At 51.2% G+C, this 17,513-nt stretch carries 18 protein-coding genes and 1 pseudogene; 18 read left to right on the forward strand and 1 reads right to left on the reverse strand.

Annotation, left to right across the window (positions count from 1 at the left end; all coding sequences use genetic code 11):
* The first annotated feature begins 39 nt into the window (after positions 1 to 39).
* A complete protein-coding gene (gene fabD / locus I8J30_RS17655) occupies positions 40 to 966 on the forward strand; it encodes an ACP S-malonyltransferase (protein WP_210659947.1) in 927 nt (308 codons plus the stop codon).
* A 62-nt stretch (positions 967 to 1,028) separates the two neighbouring features.
* Here fabD and I8J30_RS17660 read toward each other — a convergent pair whose 3' ends face one another.
* Positions 1,029 to 1,202, reverse strand: a complete 174-nt coding sequence (locus tag I8J30_RS17660) for a hypothetical protein (RefSeq protein WP_210659973.1) — start codon at positions 1,200 to 1,202, stop codon at positions 1,029 to 1,031.
* Positions 1,203 to 1,470: 268 nt separating this feature from the next.
* On the opposite strand from I8J30_RS17660, the gene fabG reads away from it, so the two are divergent.
* From fabG to I8J30_RS17745, 17 genes and pseudogenes are all read left to right on the forward strand, one after another.
* The gene (gene fabG / locus I8J30_RS17665) at positions 1,471 to 2,223 is read left to right on the forward strand and encodes a 3-oxoacyl-[acyl-carrier-protein] reductase (RefSeq protein WP_091218842.1); all 753 of its coding nucleotides are present in this window, start codon (positions 1,471 to 1,473) and stop codon (positions 2,221 to 2,223) included.
* A 95-nt stretch (positions 2,224 to 2,318) separates the two neighbouring features.
* On the forward strand, positions 2,319 to 2,555 hold the full coding sequence (acpP, locus tag I8J30_RS17670) for an acyl carrier protein (protein ID WP_091218839.1): 237 nt from the start codon (positions 2,319 to 2,321) through the stop codon (positions 2,553 to 2,555).
* Between the two features lie 137 nt (positions 2,556 to 2,692).
* On the forward strand, positions 2,693 to 3,934 hold the full coding sequence (fabF, locus tag I8J30_RS17675; RefSeq protein ID WP_210659984.1) for a beta-ketoacyl-ACP synthase II: 1,242 nt from the start codon (positions 2,693 to 2,695) through the stop codon (positions 3,932 to 3,934).
* Positions 3,924 to 4,613: a ribonuclease III gene (gene rnc / locus I8J30_RS17680; RefSeq protein WP_210659986.1), complete on the forward strand. Its 690-nt coding sequence runs from the start codon at positions 3,924 to 3,926 to the stop codon at positions 4,611 to 4,613. Before fabF ends, rnc begins: the two co-directional genes overlap by 11 nt.
* Positions 4,614 to 4,819: 206 nt before the next feature.
* Positions 4,820 to 8,398, forward strand: a complete 3,579-nt coding sequence (gene smc / locus I8J30_RS17685) for a chromosome segregation protein SMC (protein WP_210659988.1) — start codon at positions 4,820 to 4,822, stop codon at positions 8,396 to 8,398.
* Positions 8,399 to 8,501: 103 nt separating this feature from the next.
* Positions 8,502 to 9,503, forward strand: a complete 1,002-nt coding sequence (ftsY, locus tag I8J30_RS17690) for a signal recognition particle-docking protein FtsY (protein ID WP_210659998.1) — start codon at positions 8,502 to 8,504, stop codon at positions 9,501 to 9,503.
* A gap of 145 nt (positions 9,504 to 9,648) precedes the next feature.
* Positions 9,649 to 10,062, forward strand: a complete 414-nt coding sequence (ylxM, locus tag I8J30_RS17695; RefSeq protein ID WP_210660007.1) for a YlxM family DNA-binding protein — start codon at positions 9,649 to 9,651, stop codon at positions 10,060 to 10,062.
* Between the two features lie 22 nt (positions 10,063 to 10,084).
* Positions 10,085 to 11,458 carry a signal recognition particle protein gene (ffh, locus tag I8J30_RS17700; protein WP_210660009.1) on the forward strand — a complete coding sequence of 458 codons (1,374 nt, stop codon included), beginning with the start codon at positions 10,085 to 10,087 and terminating at the stop codon, positions 11,456 to 11,458.
* Between the two features lie 38 nt (positions 11,459 to 11,496).
* Positions 11,497 to 11,769, forward strand: a complete 273-nt coding sequence (gene rpsP / locus I8J30_RS17705) for a 30S ribosomal protein S16 (RefSeq protein ID WP_090976586.1) — start codon at positions 11,497 to 11,499, stop codon at positions 11,767 to 11,769.
* 26 nt (positions 11,770 to 11,795) lie between these two features.
* Positions 11,796 to 12,026 (forward strand): KH domain-containing protein, encoded by a 231-nt coding sequence (locus I8J30_RS17710; protein ID WP_091218819.1) that lies wholly within the window; start codon positions 11,796 to 11,798, stop codon positions 12,024 to 12,026.
* 85 nt (positions 12,027 to 12,111) lie between these two features.
* Positions 12,112 to 12,627, forward strand: a complete 516-nt coding sequence (gene rimM / locus I8J30_RS17715; protein WP_210660010.1) for a ribosome maturation factor RimM — start codon at positions 12,112 to 12,114, stop codon at positions 12,625 to 12,627.
* Positions 12,628 to 12,631: 4 nt separating this feature from the next.
* Positions 12,632 to 13,390 carry a tRNA (guanosine(37)-N1)-methyltransferase TrmD gene (gene trmD / locus I8J30_RS17720; protein WP_091218813.1) on the forward strand — a complete coding sequence of 253 codons (759 nt, stop codon included), beginning with the start codon at positions 12,632 to 12,634 and terminating at the stop codon, positions 13,388 to 13,390.
* Positions 13,391 to 13,564: 174 nt separating this feature from the next.
* Positions 13,565 to 13,906, forward strand: a complete 342-nt coding sequence (gene rplS, locus I8J30_RS17725) for a 50S ribosomal protein L19 (protein WP_091218811.1) — start codon at positions 13,565 to 13,567, stop codon at positions 13,904 to 13,906.
* Between the two features lie 109 nt (positions 13,907 to 14,015).
* Complete coding sequence (lepB, locus tag I8J30_RS17730) at positions 14,016 to 14,723, forward strand: signal peptidase I (RefSeq protein WP_338044884.1); 708 nt, start codon at positions 14,016 to 14,018, stop codon at positions 14,721 to 14,723.
* 14 nt (positions 14,724 to 14,737) lie between these two features.
* The gene (gene ylqF, locus I8J30_RS17735; RefSeq protein WP_210660012.1) at positions 14,738 to 15,610 is read left to right on the forward strand and encodes a ribosome biogenesis GTPase YlqF; all 873 of its coding nucleotides are present in this window, start codon (positions 14,738 to 14,740) and stop codon (positions 15,608 to 15,610) included.
* A 178-nt stretch (positions 15,611 to 15,788) separates the two neighbouring features.
* A complete protein-coding gene (locus I8J30_RS17740) occupies positions 15,789 to 16,400 on the forward strand; it encodes a ribonuclease HII (RefSeq protein ID WP_210660014.1) in 612 nt (203 codons plus the stop codon).
* A gap of 327 nt (positions 16,401 to 16,727) precedes the next feature.
* Positions 16,728 to 17,513, forward strand: a pseudogene (locus I8J30_RS17745) (hypothetical protein); the annotation flags it as partial.

Below are 17,513 nucleotides of genomic sequence, written 5' to 3' on the forward strand. Positions count from 1 at the left end.
TATTCAGATTCATTGAAAAGCACGGAGGTGCAGTGAAGCTTGGGTAAAATCGCATTTGTATTTCCCGGTCAGGGGGCGCAAGCCGTCGGAATGGGAAAAGACGCATATGAAGCCTTCGACGCGTCCAAAGCCATTATTGACGCCGCGGACGAAGCGCTCCGCTTTAAACTGAGCGATATTATTTTTGGCGGTCCGGAAGAACAGTTGAAACAAACGGCGAACACGCAACCGGCACTGCTAGCAGTAAGCATCGCCCTGCTGGAAGCGTTGAAAGACCGCGGTTTGAAGCCTGACTTCGTGGCAGGGCACAGTCTGGGCGAATACAGCGCGCTGGTTGCAGCCGGCGCATTGTCTTACCAAGACGCGGTGCGTACCGTTCGCGCTCGCGGCGAGTTCATGGAGCAAGCCGTGCCAAGCGGCCAAGGCGCAATGGCAGCCGTGCTTGGCGCAGAACGCGAAGCTCTTGCAGCACTTTGTGCAGCAGTATCTTCCGAAGTAGGCGCAGTAGAGCTGGCTAACGTCAACTGCCCCGGGCAAATCGTAGTCTCCGGCACAGCCGCAGGCGTACAAGGCGTAGTCGAGCGCGGCAAAGAAGCAGGAGCGAAACGCGTCATTCCGCTCGAAGTCAGCGGACCGTTCCACTCTTCCCTAATGAAACCGGCAGCCGAACGTCTTGAAGGCGTACTGGCGGCTCTTTCCATTAGCGACGCTTCCGTACCCGTCATTGCAAACGTAACGGCTCAGCCGGTGACAAACGCAGACGAAATCCGCAAGCTCTTGGCCGAGCAAGTGTACTCGCCGGTGCTCTGGGAAGACAGCGTGCGCTACTTGATCGAGCAAGGCGTGGACACCTTCGTCGAAATCGGATCAGGCTCCGTACTCGCAGGCCTAATCAAGAAAATCGACAAAACCGTCAACATCATCTCGATCAACAGCCTAGACTCGCTCAAAGCAGCCGTTCTTTAACTAGTTTGTGGTGCCGCAGGCGCCATGCCTTTGACTTGCTCGGCGAAGATGAAGTCGCCGACTCAAGAAGCCAGCCGCAGGCGCAGGCTGATCAATCTATGTGGCACCGCAGGTGCCATGCCCTTGACCTGCTCGGCGAAGATGAACACGCCGACCGAAGAAGCCAGCCGCAGGCGCAGGCTGACAAAGCCCGCACCAAAGGTAAAGCGTGTCCCGTAAGGGACGAAAGCGAGCATTAGCACGAACACCCACCCACGCGACTCTGAATCAGTCCACGTTACCATGTGTCCCGAAAGGGACAACAGGTGGCTAAACGGCGTCAAAAGTAAAGCGTGTCCCGAATGGGACGAAAGCGAGAATCTGCACGTACAACTCACGCGAGCGGTACTCTGTAACTCCTACGTTACCTCATTCCGGGTGTCCAGAGGGTCGGAGACCCTTGGGGTCCCCCTATTTAGGGGGATTTAGGGGGTCATAAATACAAATGAAAGTAGGTGCCCCACTTTGACCTTTGCAGATCTTTCAGGCAAAATCGCCTTAGTAACAGGAGCATCCCGCGGAATCGGCCGTTCCATTGCAATCGCATTGGCTGAAGCCGGCGCAGATGTAGCGATTAACTATTCCGGCAGTGAAGCGGCAGCGGCAGAAACGGCTCAAACGATTTCGGCGCTCGGCCGCCGCACGCTGGTATTGAAAGCGAACGTAGGCAAGACCGACGAGTTCGACGGCATGGTCAAGCAAGTCGTGGAAACGTTCGGCGCCATCGATATTTTGGTGAATAACGCAGGCATTACGCGCGATAATCTCATCATGCGGATGAAGGAAGAAGAGTTCGACCAAGTCATCGAAACGAACCTCAAAGGCGTGTTCAATGGCATTAAAGCCGTAACCCGTCAAATGATGAAGCAGCGTTCCGGCCGCATCATCAATATTTCGTCCGTTGTTGGTGTTCTGGGCAATCCGGGGCAGGCTAACTATGTGGCTGCGAAAGCAGGCGTCATCGGTCTCACGAAGGCATCAGCACGCGAGCTGGCTTCCCGTGGCATTACGGTGAACTGTGTCGCACCGGGCTTTATTCAAACCGACATGACGGACAAATTGCCGCAAGAAATGCGTGAGAAGCTTGCTGCGGACATTCCGCTTGCAAGACTCGGCGACCCGCAGGATATTGCTGCCGCGGTGCGTTTCCTTGCGTCTAACGCGGCCGGATACATGACCGGACAGACGATTCATGTGGATGGCGGCATGTACATGTAAGCAAGGCGGAAAGTCCGTAGGGACGCCGCTGGGACATGGTCGGTATGGCAATTTGTCCGCAATTCTCGTATAATACCATGGAGGAGGTGAACCGGATGTCCGATGTATTTGATCGTGTAAAGCGCATCGTTGTCGACCGCCTTGGCGTTGACGAGTCGGAGGTGTCTCTTGAGGCTTCTTTCAAAGAAGATCTTGGAGCTGACTCTCTTGATGTCGTTGAACTTGTCATGGAGCTGGAAGATGAATTCGATATGGAAATCTCTGATGAAGATGCAGAGAAAATTACCAGTGTGGGAGAAGTAGTGAACTACATATCTTCTCTGGCTAAGTAATACAAATGATTAGTCCCGTTGTTACAGGCGGGACTTCTCTCCATATCCGTGTGCCTTGCCATAATAACAGCTGTAAGCGCATTAGCGTTTTTATAGATAGATAAACCAATTGGGTTTCCCATCAGAGGTGAATAGGTATGAAACAGAGAGTAGTCGTTACGGGCATGGGGGTTATGACTTCGCTCGGTTCCGATTTGAATACGTTTTGGGGTAATTTAATGGAAGGGAAATCAGGCGTCTCGTTAGTGGAAGCTTTCGACGTTTCTGAATATCCGACTCGAATTGCCGCAGAAATTAAGAACTTTAACCCGGAAGATTATCAAATTGATAAAAAAGAAGCGCGTCGCATGGACCGTTTCGTGCAATTCGCAGTTGTTGCGAGCACACTGGCCGTTAAGGATGCAGCGCTCAATATCGGCGAAGAAGTAGATGCAGAGCGCGTTGGCGTTATGATCGGCTCGGGTATCGGCGGTCTGGGCACTTGGGAAGACCAGCATAATATTTTGCTGGAGAAAGGTCCTAAGCGCGTAAGCCCGTTCTTTATTCCGATGATGATCGCTAACATGGCTTCCGGCCAAGTTTCGATGATTACCGGCGCCAAAGGTCCAAACAGCACGGCGGTTACGGCTTGTGCAACGGGCACGCATTCCATTGGCGATTCCTACAAAATGATTCAACGCGGTGACGCCGATGTCATGATCTGCGGCGGCGCGGAAGCGACAATCAGACCGACGGGTATGGCTGGATTCTGCTCCTTGCGTGCGATGTCGACAAGAAACGATGAGCCGACAAAGGCTTCCCGTCCTTTCGATGTAGACCGCGACGGTTTCGTCATGGGCGAAGGCTCAGGCGTGTTGATTCTGGAATCGCTTGAACATGCACAGAAGCGCGGCGCTCGCATTTATGCGGAAATCGTCGGCTACGGCATGAGCGGCGACGCTTATCATATGACAGAGCCGGATCCGGATGGCGCTGCTCGTTGTATGGTGAAAGCTCTTCGCGACGGCGGTATCGAGCCATCCCAGATCGATTACATTAACGCGCACGGTACATCGACTCCGGTTGGCGACAAGTCCGAAACGACGGCCATCAAGAAAACATTCGGAGAACATGCCTACAAACTGGCAGTAAGCTCTACGAAGTCGATGACCGGTCACTTGCTTGGTGCAGCCGGCGGTGTGGAAGCCGTTATTTTGGGACTATCCTTGAAGAATGGCATTATTCCACCGACGATTAACCTGGAGAATCAAGATCCGGAATGCGATCTCGATTATGTGCCGAATACTCCGCGTAAAGCCGATCTCAATTATGCATTGTCCAATTCCTTCGGGTTCGGCGGTCATAACGCAACGATCGTGATGAGAAAATATGAAGCATGATAAGTTCGATGAGCTGCAGCAGCGTCTGCAGCTCCATTTTCGTACCATCCGACTTCTTAGACAGGCATTTACACATACCTCCTATGTGAACGAACACCGGCAAACCGCAATGGAGCACAATGAACGCTTGGAATTTCTCGGCGATGCCATTTTACAGTTAACCGTTTCCGAGTTTCTGTACAAGACATTTCCGGAACGGCCTGAAGGTCAGCTGACACGCATGCGGGCATCGATCGTTTGTGAACCTTCGCTTGCGCGGTTCGCGGATCTGCTGGAGTTGGGCTCTCATGTTCTTCTGGGACGCGGTGAGGAGCAGCTTGGCGGGCGTCAACGTCCTGCATTGCTTGCAGATTTGTTCGAAGCCTTTGTAGGTGCGATTTATCTGGATCAAGGCTTAGATGCGGTTCGTACGTTTCTGACTGCACATATGTTTCCGCATATAGACAGCGACGGCGGCTTGCTGGTGAAGGATTTCAAATCGAACCTGCAGGAGAAAGCACAGCACGCGGGGATGGGCCCGATCGAATATCGCATTGTGGAAGAACGCGGTCCTGCGCATGACCGGGAGTTTATTGTAGAAGTCTATATCGGGGATACCGGTTACGGTTCCGGTACGGGCAGAACGAAGAAGGAAGCCGAGCAGCAGGCAGCCGCAGAAGCATGGCGTAAGCTGGTATAGCATCGATGTGAAACAAAATTCTGGTCGCCACTGGTAACCGGGATTTTTTGCATTTACGGGAGAAGGCGGATGCGGCACTTGGAAACGCCTTCCTTAATCGGTCGTTTAAGGCGTGCAAAAGGCGGATTTCGGGCATTTTTCGACGTTTTTCGACCTGACCTTTTGGAACAGTTATGGTACAATAATCGTTGAGGTGAAGGTAAGCGATGTTCCTGAAAAGGATAGAATTAGCAGGGTTTAAGTCGTTTGCCGACAAGACGGAATTGGAATTCGTCCGCGGTATCACGGCGGTCGTTGGCCCCAACGGCAGTGGTAAGAGCAATATCAGCGACAGCATTCGCTGGGTATTAGGGGAACAAAGCGCGAAGAGTCTTCGCGGCGGCAAGATGGAAGACATTATTTTCGCGGGAAGCGATGCGCGTAAAGCGGTCAATTTCGGCGAAGTATCGTTGACGCTGGATAATTCAGACAACGCGCTTCCGCTTGATTTTAACGAAGTAACGGTCACGCGCCGCGTGCATCGCAGCGGTGACAGCGAATATTTGATTAACAAGCAGTCATGCCGACTGAAAGATATTACAGAATTGTTTATGGATACGGGGATAGGCAAAGAGGCTTATTCCATTATCGGACAAGGCCGTATTGAAGAAATATTAAGTACGCGCTCCGAGGATCGACGCGGAATTTTCGAAGAAGCTTCCGGTATCGTCAAATATAAATCGCGTAAACGCGAAGCTCAGAAGAAGCTGGAGGAAACGGAAACGAATCTGCTTCGGATCCACGATTTGGTCACAGAGCTGGAGGATCAAGTTGAGCCGCTTCGCGTGCAATCCGAGAAAGCCAAACAATTCAAGCTGCTGCGCGAACAGCTGAAGCATACCGAAATTTCGATGTATGTACATAACATTGAAACCGTTCATCATTCATGGAGCGATTCCAATGCGCGCATGAGCAAGCTGCAAGAAGAGCAGTTATCCTTGTCTACCGTTGTAAGCAAACATGATGCTGTGCTGGAGAAGGATCGGTTTAAGCTTCGCGAGTTGGAGGAAGCGCTTGACCGTTTGCATGAATCGATGCTGCAATACAGCGAAGAGTACGAGAAATGCGAAGGATACGGCGAGGTGCTCAAAGAGCGTAAACGCAACCTGGAGCAAAATCGTTCGCAGCTGGAAGCAACGATTGCCGCGCAAAATGAACGAATCGGTGCACTGACGAAGGAAGAAGCGGAGTTCCGCGGCAAAGCGGCATCGCTGGAGAATGAGCTGAATACGCTTCGTTTCAAGCTTGCCGAAGAGGAAGCGCAGCTTCTGGGAACCTCCGCATCCGCTTCAGGTGATGCGGAGGAATCGCTGAAGGGCGAGCTCCTGGATGTGCTCAGCACGATGGCTCAGCTGCGCAACGAGATTCGGTATGCGCTCCAGCAAGAAGAAGCACTGCAGCGCAGAATGGAGCGGTTGGGCGACGAGCATTCCAAGTGGCAGGAGCAGCATGAACGTGTAAGCGCCAGACGAATGGAGCTGAAGCAGCGGCTCGAAGCAACGCTGGCTGAGATCAATAAAGTGCGGAATCGCTACATTACCGAGGCCGAGCATCTCCAGAACGGACAGAAGCTGCTCGAAGAAGCGCAGTCTGCTGTTCGCAAATGGGAGCAGAAGCTGGAGGCGCTGACATCAAGACGCGATACGATGAAGGAAATGCAGGATGATTTGGACGGCTTTATGCAGGGCGTCAAAGAAATTCTGAAAGCTTCGCGCCGTTCAAGCGGCGGCGTGGAAGGCGTACATGGTGCCGTTGCGGAGCTGATTCGTGTACCTGAGAAAGTGGAGCTTGCGATTGAGACCGCGCTCGGCGGAGCACTTCAGCATGTCGTCATGAATGACGAACGGAGTGCAAGGGCAGCGATTGCCTTCCTGAAGCAGCGCCAGCTGGGTCGGGCGACGTTCTTGCCGCTCGATGTCATTCGTGGACGCAATATTCCGGAGCATGATAAGCGTACGATCGCGGGAATGGACGGTTTCGTAGGCGTAGCGGCAGAGCTGATCTCCTGTGATGCGAAGTATGCGCATATCGCAGAGAACCTGCTCGGCAATGTACTCATCGCCGAAACGTTGGAGTATGCCAACCGAATCGCGGCGAAATGCCAATATCGGTTCCGTGTCGTCACGCTCGAAGGGGATGTCGTTAACGCCGGCGGTTCCATGACAGGGGGAAGCATCCAGAAGAAAGGTGCCAACCTGCTCGGCAGACAGCGTCAAATCGAACAATTGGACGAAGAGATTCGCTCCACCGATGGACAGCTCGTTAAACTTCGGGACAAAATCAGCGACTTGCGCAAGGAGCAATCCATCCGTAATCAGAACGTAGATGATTTACGGGAGCAAGGCGAGAAGCAGCGGATCGAGGAGCAGCACATCCGCGCAGAGCTTCAGCAATTGGATAATGAGAAACGTCACTTGGATGACCAAGCGCAGCTGTTCCAAGCAGACAGTGCCGGCCACAAGTCCGAGCAGCAGCAGATCAGCCAATCCGCGAAGGATGCGGAGGCACGTCTTGAAGTGCTGACCAAGGAAGAGGCCCGGTTGCAGGAAGAAATTCGGATCGCAGAAGATCGCCGAAAGGCCGGTGAATCCGCGAAGGAGCAGCTGCAGGATCATTTGACCGATCTGAAGATCGCGCTTGCGAAGACGGATCAGGAGAAAATGTCATTCGAGGATCAGGCATCACGCGTTCGATCGGATATCGGTCGCGCGAAGCAGGAGCTGGCTGGGCTTCGTGAAATGCTGCAGCGCCAAGAGGAAGAGGCAGAGCAGCATCTCACAGAAAGTGTGAAGCAGGTCGAGCAGCTGAACGCATTGAAGCTGAAGAAGGACGGCTGCTCCGAGCAGACGGACCTAAAACGTGCACAGCGTGCAGAGCTTACTCGTGATCTGGAGCTGGGCGAGAGTGAAACGAAGGAGCAGCGTGCTCAACTTCGCAGTATTGAGGATCAATTGAGGCAGATCGAGATTGCGGCGAATCGACTCGATGTTGAGCTGGACAACCTGCTTCGCAAGCTGAGTGAAGAATACGAGCTCAGCTACGAGCTTGCGAAGGAGCGTTATCCGGTGCCTGAGGATGTTCAGGCTGCGCAGAATGAGGTTCGTGATCTCAAGCGTCGAATTTCAAGCTTGGGTGAAGTCAGCCTCGGTGCGATTGATGAGTATGAGCGCGTGAAAGAACGGTACACCTTTCTGGATGATCAGAAGAATGACCTTATCGAAGCCAAAACAACGCTCTATCAAGTTATCCGCGAGATGGATGAAGAGATGAGCAAACGATTCCGTACTACGTTCGAAGCCATTCGCGGTCATTTCGTAGTCGTCTTCTCGAAGCTGTTCGGCGGCGGACGCGCGGATCTCATTATGGTCGATCCCGAGCGAGTACTCGACAGCGGTATCGATATCGTGGCTCAACCTCCCGGTAAGAAACTGCAAAATTTGCAGCTCCTCTCCGGCGGCGAGCGTGCGTTAACCGCGATCGCATTGCTGTTTGCAATCCTTCAAGTCAAACCTGTACCGTTCTGCGTACTCGATGAGGTTGAAGCGGCGCTCGACGAAGCGAACGTTGCTCGTTTTGCGCAATATTTACGCGAGTTCTCGGAATTAACGCAATTTATCGTGGTTACCCACCGCAAAGGTACAATGGAAGAAGCGGATGTCCTTTACGGGGTTACGATGGAAGAGGGCGGCGTTTCTAAGCTGGTATCGGTACGACTAGAGGACGAAGACGAAGCGTTCTCGGCATAAAAAAGAATCAAATTCCAGCATACACACGTACTATAGAAGCCGGAGCTTGGCGCACCCTGCGCCATTGCCCGGCTTTTGCAAGTAAAGGATGGAGGACTATAAAATGAGCTTCTTTAAACGCTTGAAAGAAAGCATTTCGCAGAAAACCGAAGCGGTAACATCCAAGTTCAAAGAAGGATTGACGAAAACCAGAACGGCATTCGTCGGCAAAATCGAGGAGCTTATTACACGTCGCAAAAAAATCGATGAAGCTTTCTACGAGGAACTGGAAGAAATTCTGATCGGCGCTGATGTAGGCGTGAATACGGTAATGGAGCTGATCGATGATCTGCGTGCCGAAGTAAAGAAACGCAAAATCGAAAATGCATCGGATTTGCAGCCTGTCCTATCGGAGAAGCTGGTGGAGCTGCTTAAAGGCGACGCGAAAGCCGAGCTGCGCATGGCAGATCATGGCATGACGGTCATCTTGTTTGTCGGCGTCAATGGCGTCGGTAAAACAACAACGATCGGTAAGCTGGCTCACAAGTTCAAGAGCGAAGGCAAAAGCGTACTGCTTGCAGCCGGAGATACTTTCCGTGCCGGTGCGATTGAGCAGCTTGAAGTTTGGGGCAAACGCGTAGGCGTGGACGTCATTAAACAAGAGTCCGGCGCAGATCCTGCGGCTGTTATGTATGATGCCGTTCATGCGGCTAAGCAGCGCGGCGTAGACGTTCTGCTGTGCGATACGGCAGGCCGATTGCAGAATAAGCACAACCTAATGGAAGAGTTGAACAAAATCTTCCGTGTCATTCAGCGCGAAGTACCAACAGCGCCTCATGAAGTGCTATTGGTGCTCGATGCGACAACGGGTCAAAATGCACTCAGCCAAGCAAAGCTGTTCGGCGAGAAGAGCGGAGTTACAGGTCTTGTGTTGACGAAGCTTGATGGAACGGCGAAGGGCGGTATCGTCATTGCTATCCGTCATGAACTCGATCTCCCGGTGAAGCTGGTCGGTCTGGGCGAGAAGATGGATGATTTGCAGGAATTTGACTCCGAGCAGTTCGTTCATGCGTTGTTCGGCGGCCTTCTGCAAAGCGCTGAAGACGATAATGAGACTGCTGAATAGAGCAATAATAAGGCAGTCAGCGGTTTTTCTCTGCACCTATGCGGTGACAAGTAAAATGACTTGACAGTCGATAGGCGGCTGAGCTATGATAAACGTCGTGGAAATGATGTAAAGGTAATTGCCTTGACGCAAAGGAGTGGCTGGCATGAAGACGGTCCATGAAGCTGTCGCCTCGGCGAAGAAAACTCATCTACCTGAAACAGATGCCTTGGCGAAGACAAACCGAATTAATATGCTGTTTGACTTCTACGAGAAGCTGCTTACCGAGAAACAGCAAACCTTTCTGAAATATTATTTTCATGACGATTATTCACTCGGCGAAATTGCGGCTGAGTTCGATATTAGCAGACAGGCCGTTTATGAACATGTGAAACGTGCAGAGACGGTGCTGGAGAGTTATGAAGGCAAGCTTCAATTGCTTGCCAGGCATGAAGCGGCAGAGCGAATGTTATCCCAGCTCGAAGCGCTTGTGGAGCAGGTTGTGACGCAGAACGAATTAAGTACGGAGCTGCACAAGCTCACCCAGAGCTTTCGTGCTCACATACAAGGAATTACATAGTAGCGACTAGGAGGTGACGATCATGGCATTTGAAGGGTTGTCCAGCAGACTGCAGAATGTATTCGGCAAATTGCGCGGCAAAGGCAAAGTGTCTGAGGATGATGTTAACGAAGCGATGCGCGAAGTACGCTTGGCGCTTCTGGAAGCCGACGTTAACTTCAAAGTCGTCAAGGATTTCATCGCAAAGGTGAAGGAACGGGCTGTCGGACTTGAAGTCACGAAGAGCTTCACACCAGGCATGGTCGTCGTCGACATTGTAAATAAAGAACTAACCGAGCTTATGGGCGGAACGCAGTCGAAGCTTGCGAAGTCAAACAAACCGCCAACGGTCATTCTAATGGCGGGTTTGCAGGGTGCTGGTAAGACAACATCCACAGCGAAGCTGGCTAAGCTTCTACTCAAGGACAAGCATAAGCCGCTAATGATTGCAGGCGATATTTATCGCCCCGCTGCCATTAAGCAGCTGCAAGTGTTAGGGGAACAGATTGGTGTCCCGGTCTTTACACTCGGCGATCAAACGTCGCCGGTCGAGATTGCTCGCGCAGGCTTGCAATTTGCCAAAGAGAACGGTCATGATTATGTGATCGTGGATACAGCCGGACGACTTCATATCGATGAGGCGCTCATGAGCGAGATTCGTCAAATCCATGAAGTAACCAAACCGGACGAAGTACTGCTTGTCGTGGATGCGATGACAGGTCAAGAAGCGGTTAACGTTGCGCAAAGCTTCCACAGCCAGCTTGAACTGACAGGCGTCATTCTGACGAAGCTTGACGGAGATACGCGCGGCGGCGCTGCTTTGTCCGTCAAAGCAGTGACAGGCTGCCCGATCAAGTTTGCGGCAACCGGCGAGAAGATTGAGCCGCTTGAGCCGTTCCATCCGGAACGTATGGCTTCGCGTATTCTCGGCATGGGCGATATGCTGTCCCTGATCGAGAAAGCACATTCCACAATCGACGCTGAGAAAGCGGCCGAGATGGAACGTAAAATGCGTACGGCGGAATTCACCTTTGAAGATTTCCTTGAGCAAATGGAACAGGTTCGAAAGCTTGGACCGCTGGACCAATTGCTCGACATGATGCCCGGTATGGGCAAGATGAAGGATATGAAGAACCTCAAGGTGGATGAGAAGCAAATCGGACGCGTCGAAGCCATTGTGAAATCGATGACGAAGGCCGAGAAGCAGAAGCCCGAAATTCTCAATCACAGCAGACGTAAGCGGATTGCAACAGGCAGCGGCACTTCCATCGCGGAAGTCAACCGACTGATCAAGCAGTTCGACGATATGAAGAAGATGATGAAGCAGTTCTCGTCGATGATGGGCCCTAAAGGACCTAAAGGCGGAATGAAGGGTTTGAAAGGGATGCTTCCTAAAGGAATGAAATTCCCGTTCTAATACAGAGCCTAGAAATTTTTTGAAGGAGGTGAATTATCATGGCAGTACGTATTCGTTTGAAACGTATCGGTGCGCACAAAGCGCCTTTCTACCGTGTGGTTGTATCGGACTCCCGTTCCCCACGTGACGGTCGCTTCATTGAAGAAATCGGCACTTATAACCCGGTTGCACAACCGGCACAAGTGAACATTGATGAAGAGAAAGCTCTTAAATGGCTTCAAGACGGAGCACAAGCTTCTGACACAGTTCGCAACTTGCTTTCCAAAGCAGGTGTAATGACTAAGCTTCATGAGCTGAAGCTTCAAAAATAACTACTCGATGCGGGGGGCCTATTGTGATGAAAGATTTGATTCTTGTCATAGCGAAGGCTTTAGTGGATTACCCGGAGGACGTACGTGTCGACGTGAAAGAAGACGATCGCGGCACCGTCTATCTGTTATCCGTGAATCCTGACGATGTCGGGAAAGTCATTGGCAAACAGGGACGGATTGCTAAAGCGCTACGGACGGTTGTCACATCGGCGGCCGTCAAAACGCAAAAGCGTGTCATGGTCGATATTATTTCGTAGCGATCGTACATCGAAGCAGGGTTAGGATACGAACGTATCCTAGCCCTTTTTCGATGGTAAATTACGAAAAAGATAGGAGAACACAATGGATCAATGGCTATCTGTAGGTAAACTGGTGAATACGCACGGTATTCGCGGTGAAGTGAAGATCTTCTCGCAAACGGATTTTCCCGAGGAGCGTTTCGCTCCACGTAAGAAGCTTACGTTAATTAACCCTGAGACCAAGCAGCAGCTTGAGCTTGAAGTACAATCCGCAAGATTTCATAAAAATATGTATATTGTAAAGTTCAAGGGCTTCGAGGATATTAATCAAGTCGAGAAATACAAAGGCTGGGAGCTTAAAGTATCCAAGGATGATCTTGTTGAGCTTGAAGACGGCGAGTACTATCAGCATCAAATTATCGGCTGCACGGTAGTTACGGACGAAGGTGCAATTCTTGGAACCATCACCGAAATCCTCGTGCCGGGTGCTAACGATGTTTGGGTCATTCAACAGCCAAAGGGCAAACAAATCTTAATTCCTGTCATTGATGAAGTTGTGCTTCATGTCGACGTGAAAGACAAAGTCGTTAAGGTCCACCTGATGGAAGGGCTGATCTAACGGTATGCGCATTGACGTATTGACGCTGTTTCCGGAAATGTTCCATGGCGTATTCGGAGCAAGTATTCTTGGAAAAGCAAAGGATAAAGGAATCGTCAGCCTGAATGCGGTTAACTTTCGCGAATATGCGAATAATAAGCATAATACGGTTGATGACTATCCTTATGGCGGCGGAGGCGGCATGGTACTGAAACCGGAGCCGTTATTCGCTGCCGTAGAGGACTTGATGCCGGAAGGCGCCGAGCGCCCTCGTGTAATTCTGCTATGTCCGCAAGGTGAACCATATACGCAGAAGAAAGCGGAAGAACTGTCTGCTCACAAGCATCTTGTGTTTGTTTGCGGTCATTACGAGGGCTATGATGAGCGAATCCGTCAGCACCTGGTAACAGATGAAATCTCATTAGGGGATTATGTACTGACCGGCGGCGAACTGCCTGCAATGGTTATGATCGATAGTATCGTTCGGTTACTTCCCGGCGTTCTCGGCAATGAAACCTCTGCTGTAACGGATTCGTTCAGCACCGGATTACTGGAGCATCCGCATTATACACGCCCAGCTGTATTCCGTGATTGGGAAGTGCCTGAGGTGCTGATGTCCGGCCATCATGCCAACGTGGAAGTATGGCGTCGCCAGCAGTCTATTCTGCGGACATTGGAACGCCGTCCGGAGCTGCTTGAGACTGCCGAGCTTACGAAAAAAGAACGGCAATGGCTGAATGAACAGATCCGTTCCCGCGAACAAAAGAACAAGAATGAGCTTTGATGCACCAGCCTAAAAAGTTTATGAGTAGTTATTGTGTCCTGGGCTTGGATGTGTTATAATTTCAGATGTTGCTTTTGCAAAGTCGGACGGTCCGCTATGAAGCCATGATCCGGTTTTCAATATGTTTCCGGTTAGCTTATAAGAACGTCTATGGTGGAAGGAGTGAAAACTACAATGAATCTTTTACAAATCATTGCACAAGAAAATCTTCGTACAGACCTTCCTAACTTTCGTCCAGGCGATACGTTAAAGGTGCATGTAAAGGTTATCGAGGGATCTCGTGAGCGTGTACAGTTGTTCGAAGGCGTTGTTATTAAACGTCGCGGCGGCGGTATCAGTGCTACTTTTACAGTACGTAAAATCTCGTATGGCGTTGGTGTGGAAAGAACTTTCCCACTTAACTCGCCGAAGATTGAGAAGATCGAAGTTGCTCGTCGTGGTAAAGTTCGCCGCGCGAAACTGTACTATCTTCGCGAACTTCGCGGTAAAGCTGCGAGAATCAAAGAAATTCGTTAATTATCGACAAGAGAGGGGACTTGCGCAAACAAGTCCCTTTTCGTTTTTTTAAAATACTAGATTACCTACATAACTAACTATAGACCCAGCATAGAAGAGGGTGGAATTTGTGGATCAACAGAACCGCACAGAAGAGAATGGACAAGAGTCGAACGAACTGAATCAACGTGATCATGTACATGCTGCAGCAGACGGTGTTGATCCTTCAATCAACGAGTCGAGATCTAATCGATCGAACGGAGGCCGCGCGCAGAAAGAAGTGTTTGAGTGGGTTAAAGCGCTCGCCATTGCAGCTATATTAGTGCTTGTGATCCGTTATTTCTTGTTTGCACCGTTCATCGTAGACGGACCGTCGATGGAGCCAACCTTCTATACCGGGGAACGACTCATTGTAAACAAAGTGATTTATGATATTCGTGAACCTCATCACGGCGAAGTTGTCGTTTTTCATGTCCCGGATGAAGGAAGAGATTTTATTAAACGGGTTATCGGCGTGCCCGGCGATAAAGTCAAATATCAAGACGATGATTTATATATTAACGGCAAAAAGGTCGACGAGCCGTATTTAAAGGAATCGATCGAGAATGCTAAAGCAAACGGCGAAATCTTCAACAACCAAGGGACAGACCGTAATTTCCCGAATGCCAATTTTACAACCGACGTTGTTCCGGAAGGGATGATCCTTGCGTTTGGGGATAACCGCCGCAACAGTAAGGACAGCCGGATGATCGGTTATGTATCGATGAAGGAGATCGTTGGCCGTGCGGATATCATTTTCTGGCCGATGGATAAAATTTCTTTCGTGAAACACAAATGAGGTGAAGTAGCAACATGACGATTCAATGGTTCCCCGGCCATATGACGAGAGCGAGAAGGGAAATCCAAGAGAAGCTCAAGCTGATCGATATTGCGATCGAGCTCTTGGATGCCCGAGTACCGCTGTCTAGCCGGAACCCGATGATTGACGATATTTTATTGAATAAGCCCAGACTGATTTTGCTGAATAAATCGGATTTGGCGGATGCGCGTACGACTGAGAAATGGATGGCTTATTTTGCAGACCTCGGTTATACAAGCTTGGCAATCGACTCTTCAACAGGTACACGCGTAAATGAAATACCGGTTAAGGTTAAGCAACTGCTCCATGACAAAATCGAACGGCAAATATCCAAAGGGATCACACCGCGTGCCATTCGTGGACTCATCGTCGGCATACCGAACGTAGGTAAATCGACACTGATCAATCGGTTGGCCGGCCGGAGCATTGCGGCTACCGGCGATCGTCCGGGTGTTACGAAAGGCCAGCAATGGATTAAGGTCGGCACGGAAATGGAGCTGCTAGATACACCTGGTATTCTATGGCCGAAGTTCGAGGATCAGCTTGTTGGGCAACGCCTTGCAATGACCGGCGCGATTCGCGAACAGGTGCTGAACATCGAAGATGTCGCTTTCTTCACGGTGAGAGAACTGGCGAAACGCTACTGGCCGATGCTGTCGGAGCGTTTTGGCTTGAAGGACCCTCCGAAGGACTACGAAGACAACGACGAAATCGTTCGTTTGATGGAGGATATCGGCCGTAAGCGTGGCTGCCTGGTTAGCGGAGGCCGCGTTGATTTGGAGAAAACGTCCGGCATTATTTTGCGCGAGATGCGGGCAGGAAATTTGGGCCGGCTTTCGCTTGAATCCCCGGAAGATTTCATGTAAGGGGCAGATTGGTTTGCGATTGAAGCTAAGACTTCATATTGCAGTATTCTGCTAATGAAACGGCTGCCTTGATCGTGAGGGAGCCGTTTGTTTTGTAATAAGGGATAGTGAGTAATAGACTGGTTGTGCAATTAGGCGGATGCGTCTGGGGATTTTGTGTAGGGGAGCGGGGATTCGGATGTTGGATTTTGAGAAGCCGTTATGGGAGCAAGGGTATCGGAATATTGCCGGCATCGATGAGGTTGGTCGCGGATGCTTGTTTGGCGACGTGGTGGCTGCTGCTGTAATTTTGCCTGAGGGATTGATTCTTGATGGCGTTGACGATTCCAAGAAGCTGTCGGAGAAAAGACGCGAGGAACTGTATGAGCTGATCACGGATCAAGCCGAAGCTTGGGCGGTAGCTTGTGTGAATGCAGCAGTGGTTGATTCGATTAATATTAAACAAGCTGCTCGACTAGCGATGAAACAAGCCGTTGAACTGCTTGCTGTTCCACCGGATTATATGTTGGTGGATGCCGAGATCGTGGATATCGCTCTCCCGCAAGAGTCGATTATTAAAGGGGATGCCAGAAGTCAGTCTATCGCGGCTGCGTCGATTATTGCGAAGGTCACGCGAGACCGGCTATGCAAGGGAGAATGGGATCAGCTGTACCCGGACTATGGAATCGCGATACATAAAGGTTATGCGACGAAGCTGCATCGCGAGAAGCTGCTGGAGCTCGGGCCAAGTCCGATGCACCGTCAAAGCTTTTTGGGGAAGCTGTTTATGGAGCAGCAAGTGTTGTTTTAGGGTGATTGAAGAGAGAATAGCAAGATACTGGAAGAGCAAAGTGCATGAAGTGAGAGAAGAAGAGCAAAGTACAAGAAGAGCAAAGTGCATAAAGTAAGAGAAGAATAGCAAAATGCATAAAGAAAGTAGAAAAACGAAATGCATAAAGTAAGAGAAGAATAGCTGCGCTTGGACCGTTCGTTCCTATATAATTGGGGATGTTCGGTTTTTTTATTTTTGGATGCGTTAATCTGCGTCTCTTCTGAGCCGATAATAACGGTAAAGGAACACAATCGGTTCTAATGGCAAGGTGTTTAGGAAGTTTGTTGGGAAGGAAGCGGTCGCGATATGACATTATCGATCGGACAATTGATGAAGGGACTGCTTGGCGATGTGCAGCCCGGCGATAGCAAGGCTCTGGAGCTTAAGGTCGGGCAAATTGTGCGCGGCGTTCTGGTTAAGATGTTAAACGATCAGGAAGCGGTCATTCAAATAAATGGGACTCAGGTGCAAGCTAAATTGGAAACGCCGCTGCAGCCGGGCCAGTCAACGTTGCTTCAGGTGCAGCCGCAGTCCGTTGATGGAACGCTCGTGCTTAAGTTAGTCGATCAGCAAACGACATCTATGAATGAAGCGAGTTTGAAAGATTGGCTGAAAGCGTCAGGGCTGCCTGAACAGAAATGGACGCAGGAGCTTGTGCGCGATCTGCGTCGTGAGGGCGGCACTCTGACTCGCGAGACGGCGAGTCAATTTAAGCAGGCGCTGACTTCTATGCCGCAAGGAAGCGATGCGCAGGTTTGGGCGAAGGCAGCCGCGCTCGCGAATAAGCGCGGCCTGCCGATGACAAGCGCGACGATCGGAGCGCTTGCGCAGACGCTCTCCGGCTCTCCGGCGCATACGCTGCTGGAGTCGCTGGAGCGGGGGCTTGCCGCTTGGAGCGGCGCCTCGTCCGCCGACGACGGTGCGGCGGGCGAAGCCGCGCAGCCGCAGTCGGCGGGGCAAGCGGCTGCAGCGAAGCTGCAAACGCTGCTGCGCGAAGGCGCAGCGTTCATGCGCGCAGCGCCGGGCGGGGCCGAGGCGCAGCCGGCGGGCTCGAGCGCCGAAGGCGCGCAAGGCGCCGCAGCGCAGCCGGCG

Origin of the sequence: Paenibacillus lignilyticus, from assembly GCF_017942085.1 — a bacterium.
Taxonomy (GTDB): Bacteria; Bacillota; Bacilli; order Paenibacillales; family Paenibacillaceae; genus Paenibacillus_Z; species Paenibacillus_Z lignilyticus.

What these genes read in the sequence shown, in the direction of transcription:
- rnc (WP_210659986.1), top strand. Translation starts at nt 3,924, where the DNA reads ATGAAGCATGATAAGTTCGATGAGCTGCAGCAGCGTCTGCAGCTCCAT.
- ylxM (WP_210660007.1), top strand. Translation starts at nt 9,649, where the DNA reads ATGAAGACGGTCCATGAAGCTGTCGCCTCGGCGAAGAAAACTCATCTA.
- ftsY (WP_210659998.1), top strand. Translation starts at nt 8,502, where the DNA reads ATGAGCTTCTTTAAACGCTTGAAAGAAAGCATTTCGCAGAAAACCGAA.
- ylqF (WP_210660012.1), top strand. Translation starts at nt 14,738, where the DNA reads ATGACGATTCAATGGTTCCCCGGCCATATGACGAGAGCGAGAAGGGAA.
- I8J30_RS17660 (WP_210659973.1), bottom strand. Translation starts at nt 1,202, where the DNA reads ATGCTCGCTTTCGTCCCTTACGGGACACGCTTTACCTTTGGTGCGGGC.
- rplS (WP_091218811.1), top strand. Translation starts at nt 13,565, where the DNA reads ATGAATCTTTTACAAATCATTGCACAAGAAAATCTTCGTACAGACCTT.
- rimM (WP_210660010.1), top strand. Translation starts at nt 12,112, where the DNA reads ATGGATCAATGGCTATCTGTAGGTAAACTGGTGAATACGCACGGTATT.
- I8J30_RS17710 (WP_091218819.1), top strand. Translation starts at nt 11,796, where the DNA reads ATGAAAGATTTGATTCTTGTCATAGCGAAGGCTTTAGTGGATTACCCG.
- smc (WP_210659988.1), top strand. Translation starts at nt 4,820, where the DNA reads ATGTTCCTGAAAAGGATAGAATTAGCAGGGTTTAAGTCGTTTGCCGAC.
- trmD (WP_091218813.1), top strand. Translation starts at nt 12,632, where the DNA reads ATGCGCATTGACGTATTGACGCTGTTTCCGGAAATGTTCCATGGCGTA.
- rpsP (WP_090976586.1), top strand. Translation starts at nt 11,497, where the DNA reads ATGGCAGTACGTATTCGTTTGAAACGTATCGGTGCGCACAAAGCGCCT.
- I8J30_RS17740 (WP_210660014.1), top strand. Translation starts at nt 15,789, where the DNA reads ATGTTGGATTTTGAGAAGCCGTTATGGGAGCAAGGGTATCGGAATATT.
- acpP (WP_091218839.1), top strand. Translation starts at nt 2,319, where the DNA reads ATGTCCGATGTATTTGATCGTGTAAAGCGCATCGTTGTCGACCGCCTT.
- fabF (WP_210659984.1), top strand. Translation starts at nt 2,693, where the DNA reads ATGAAACAGAGAGTAGTCGTTACGGGCATGGGGGTTATGACTTCGCTC.
- ffh (WP_210660009.1), top strand. Translation starts at nt 10,085, where the DNA reads ATGGCATTTGAAGGGTTGTCCAGCAGACTGCAGAATGTATTCGGCAAA.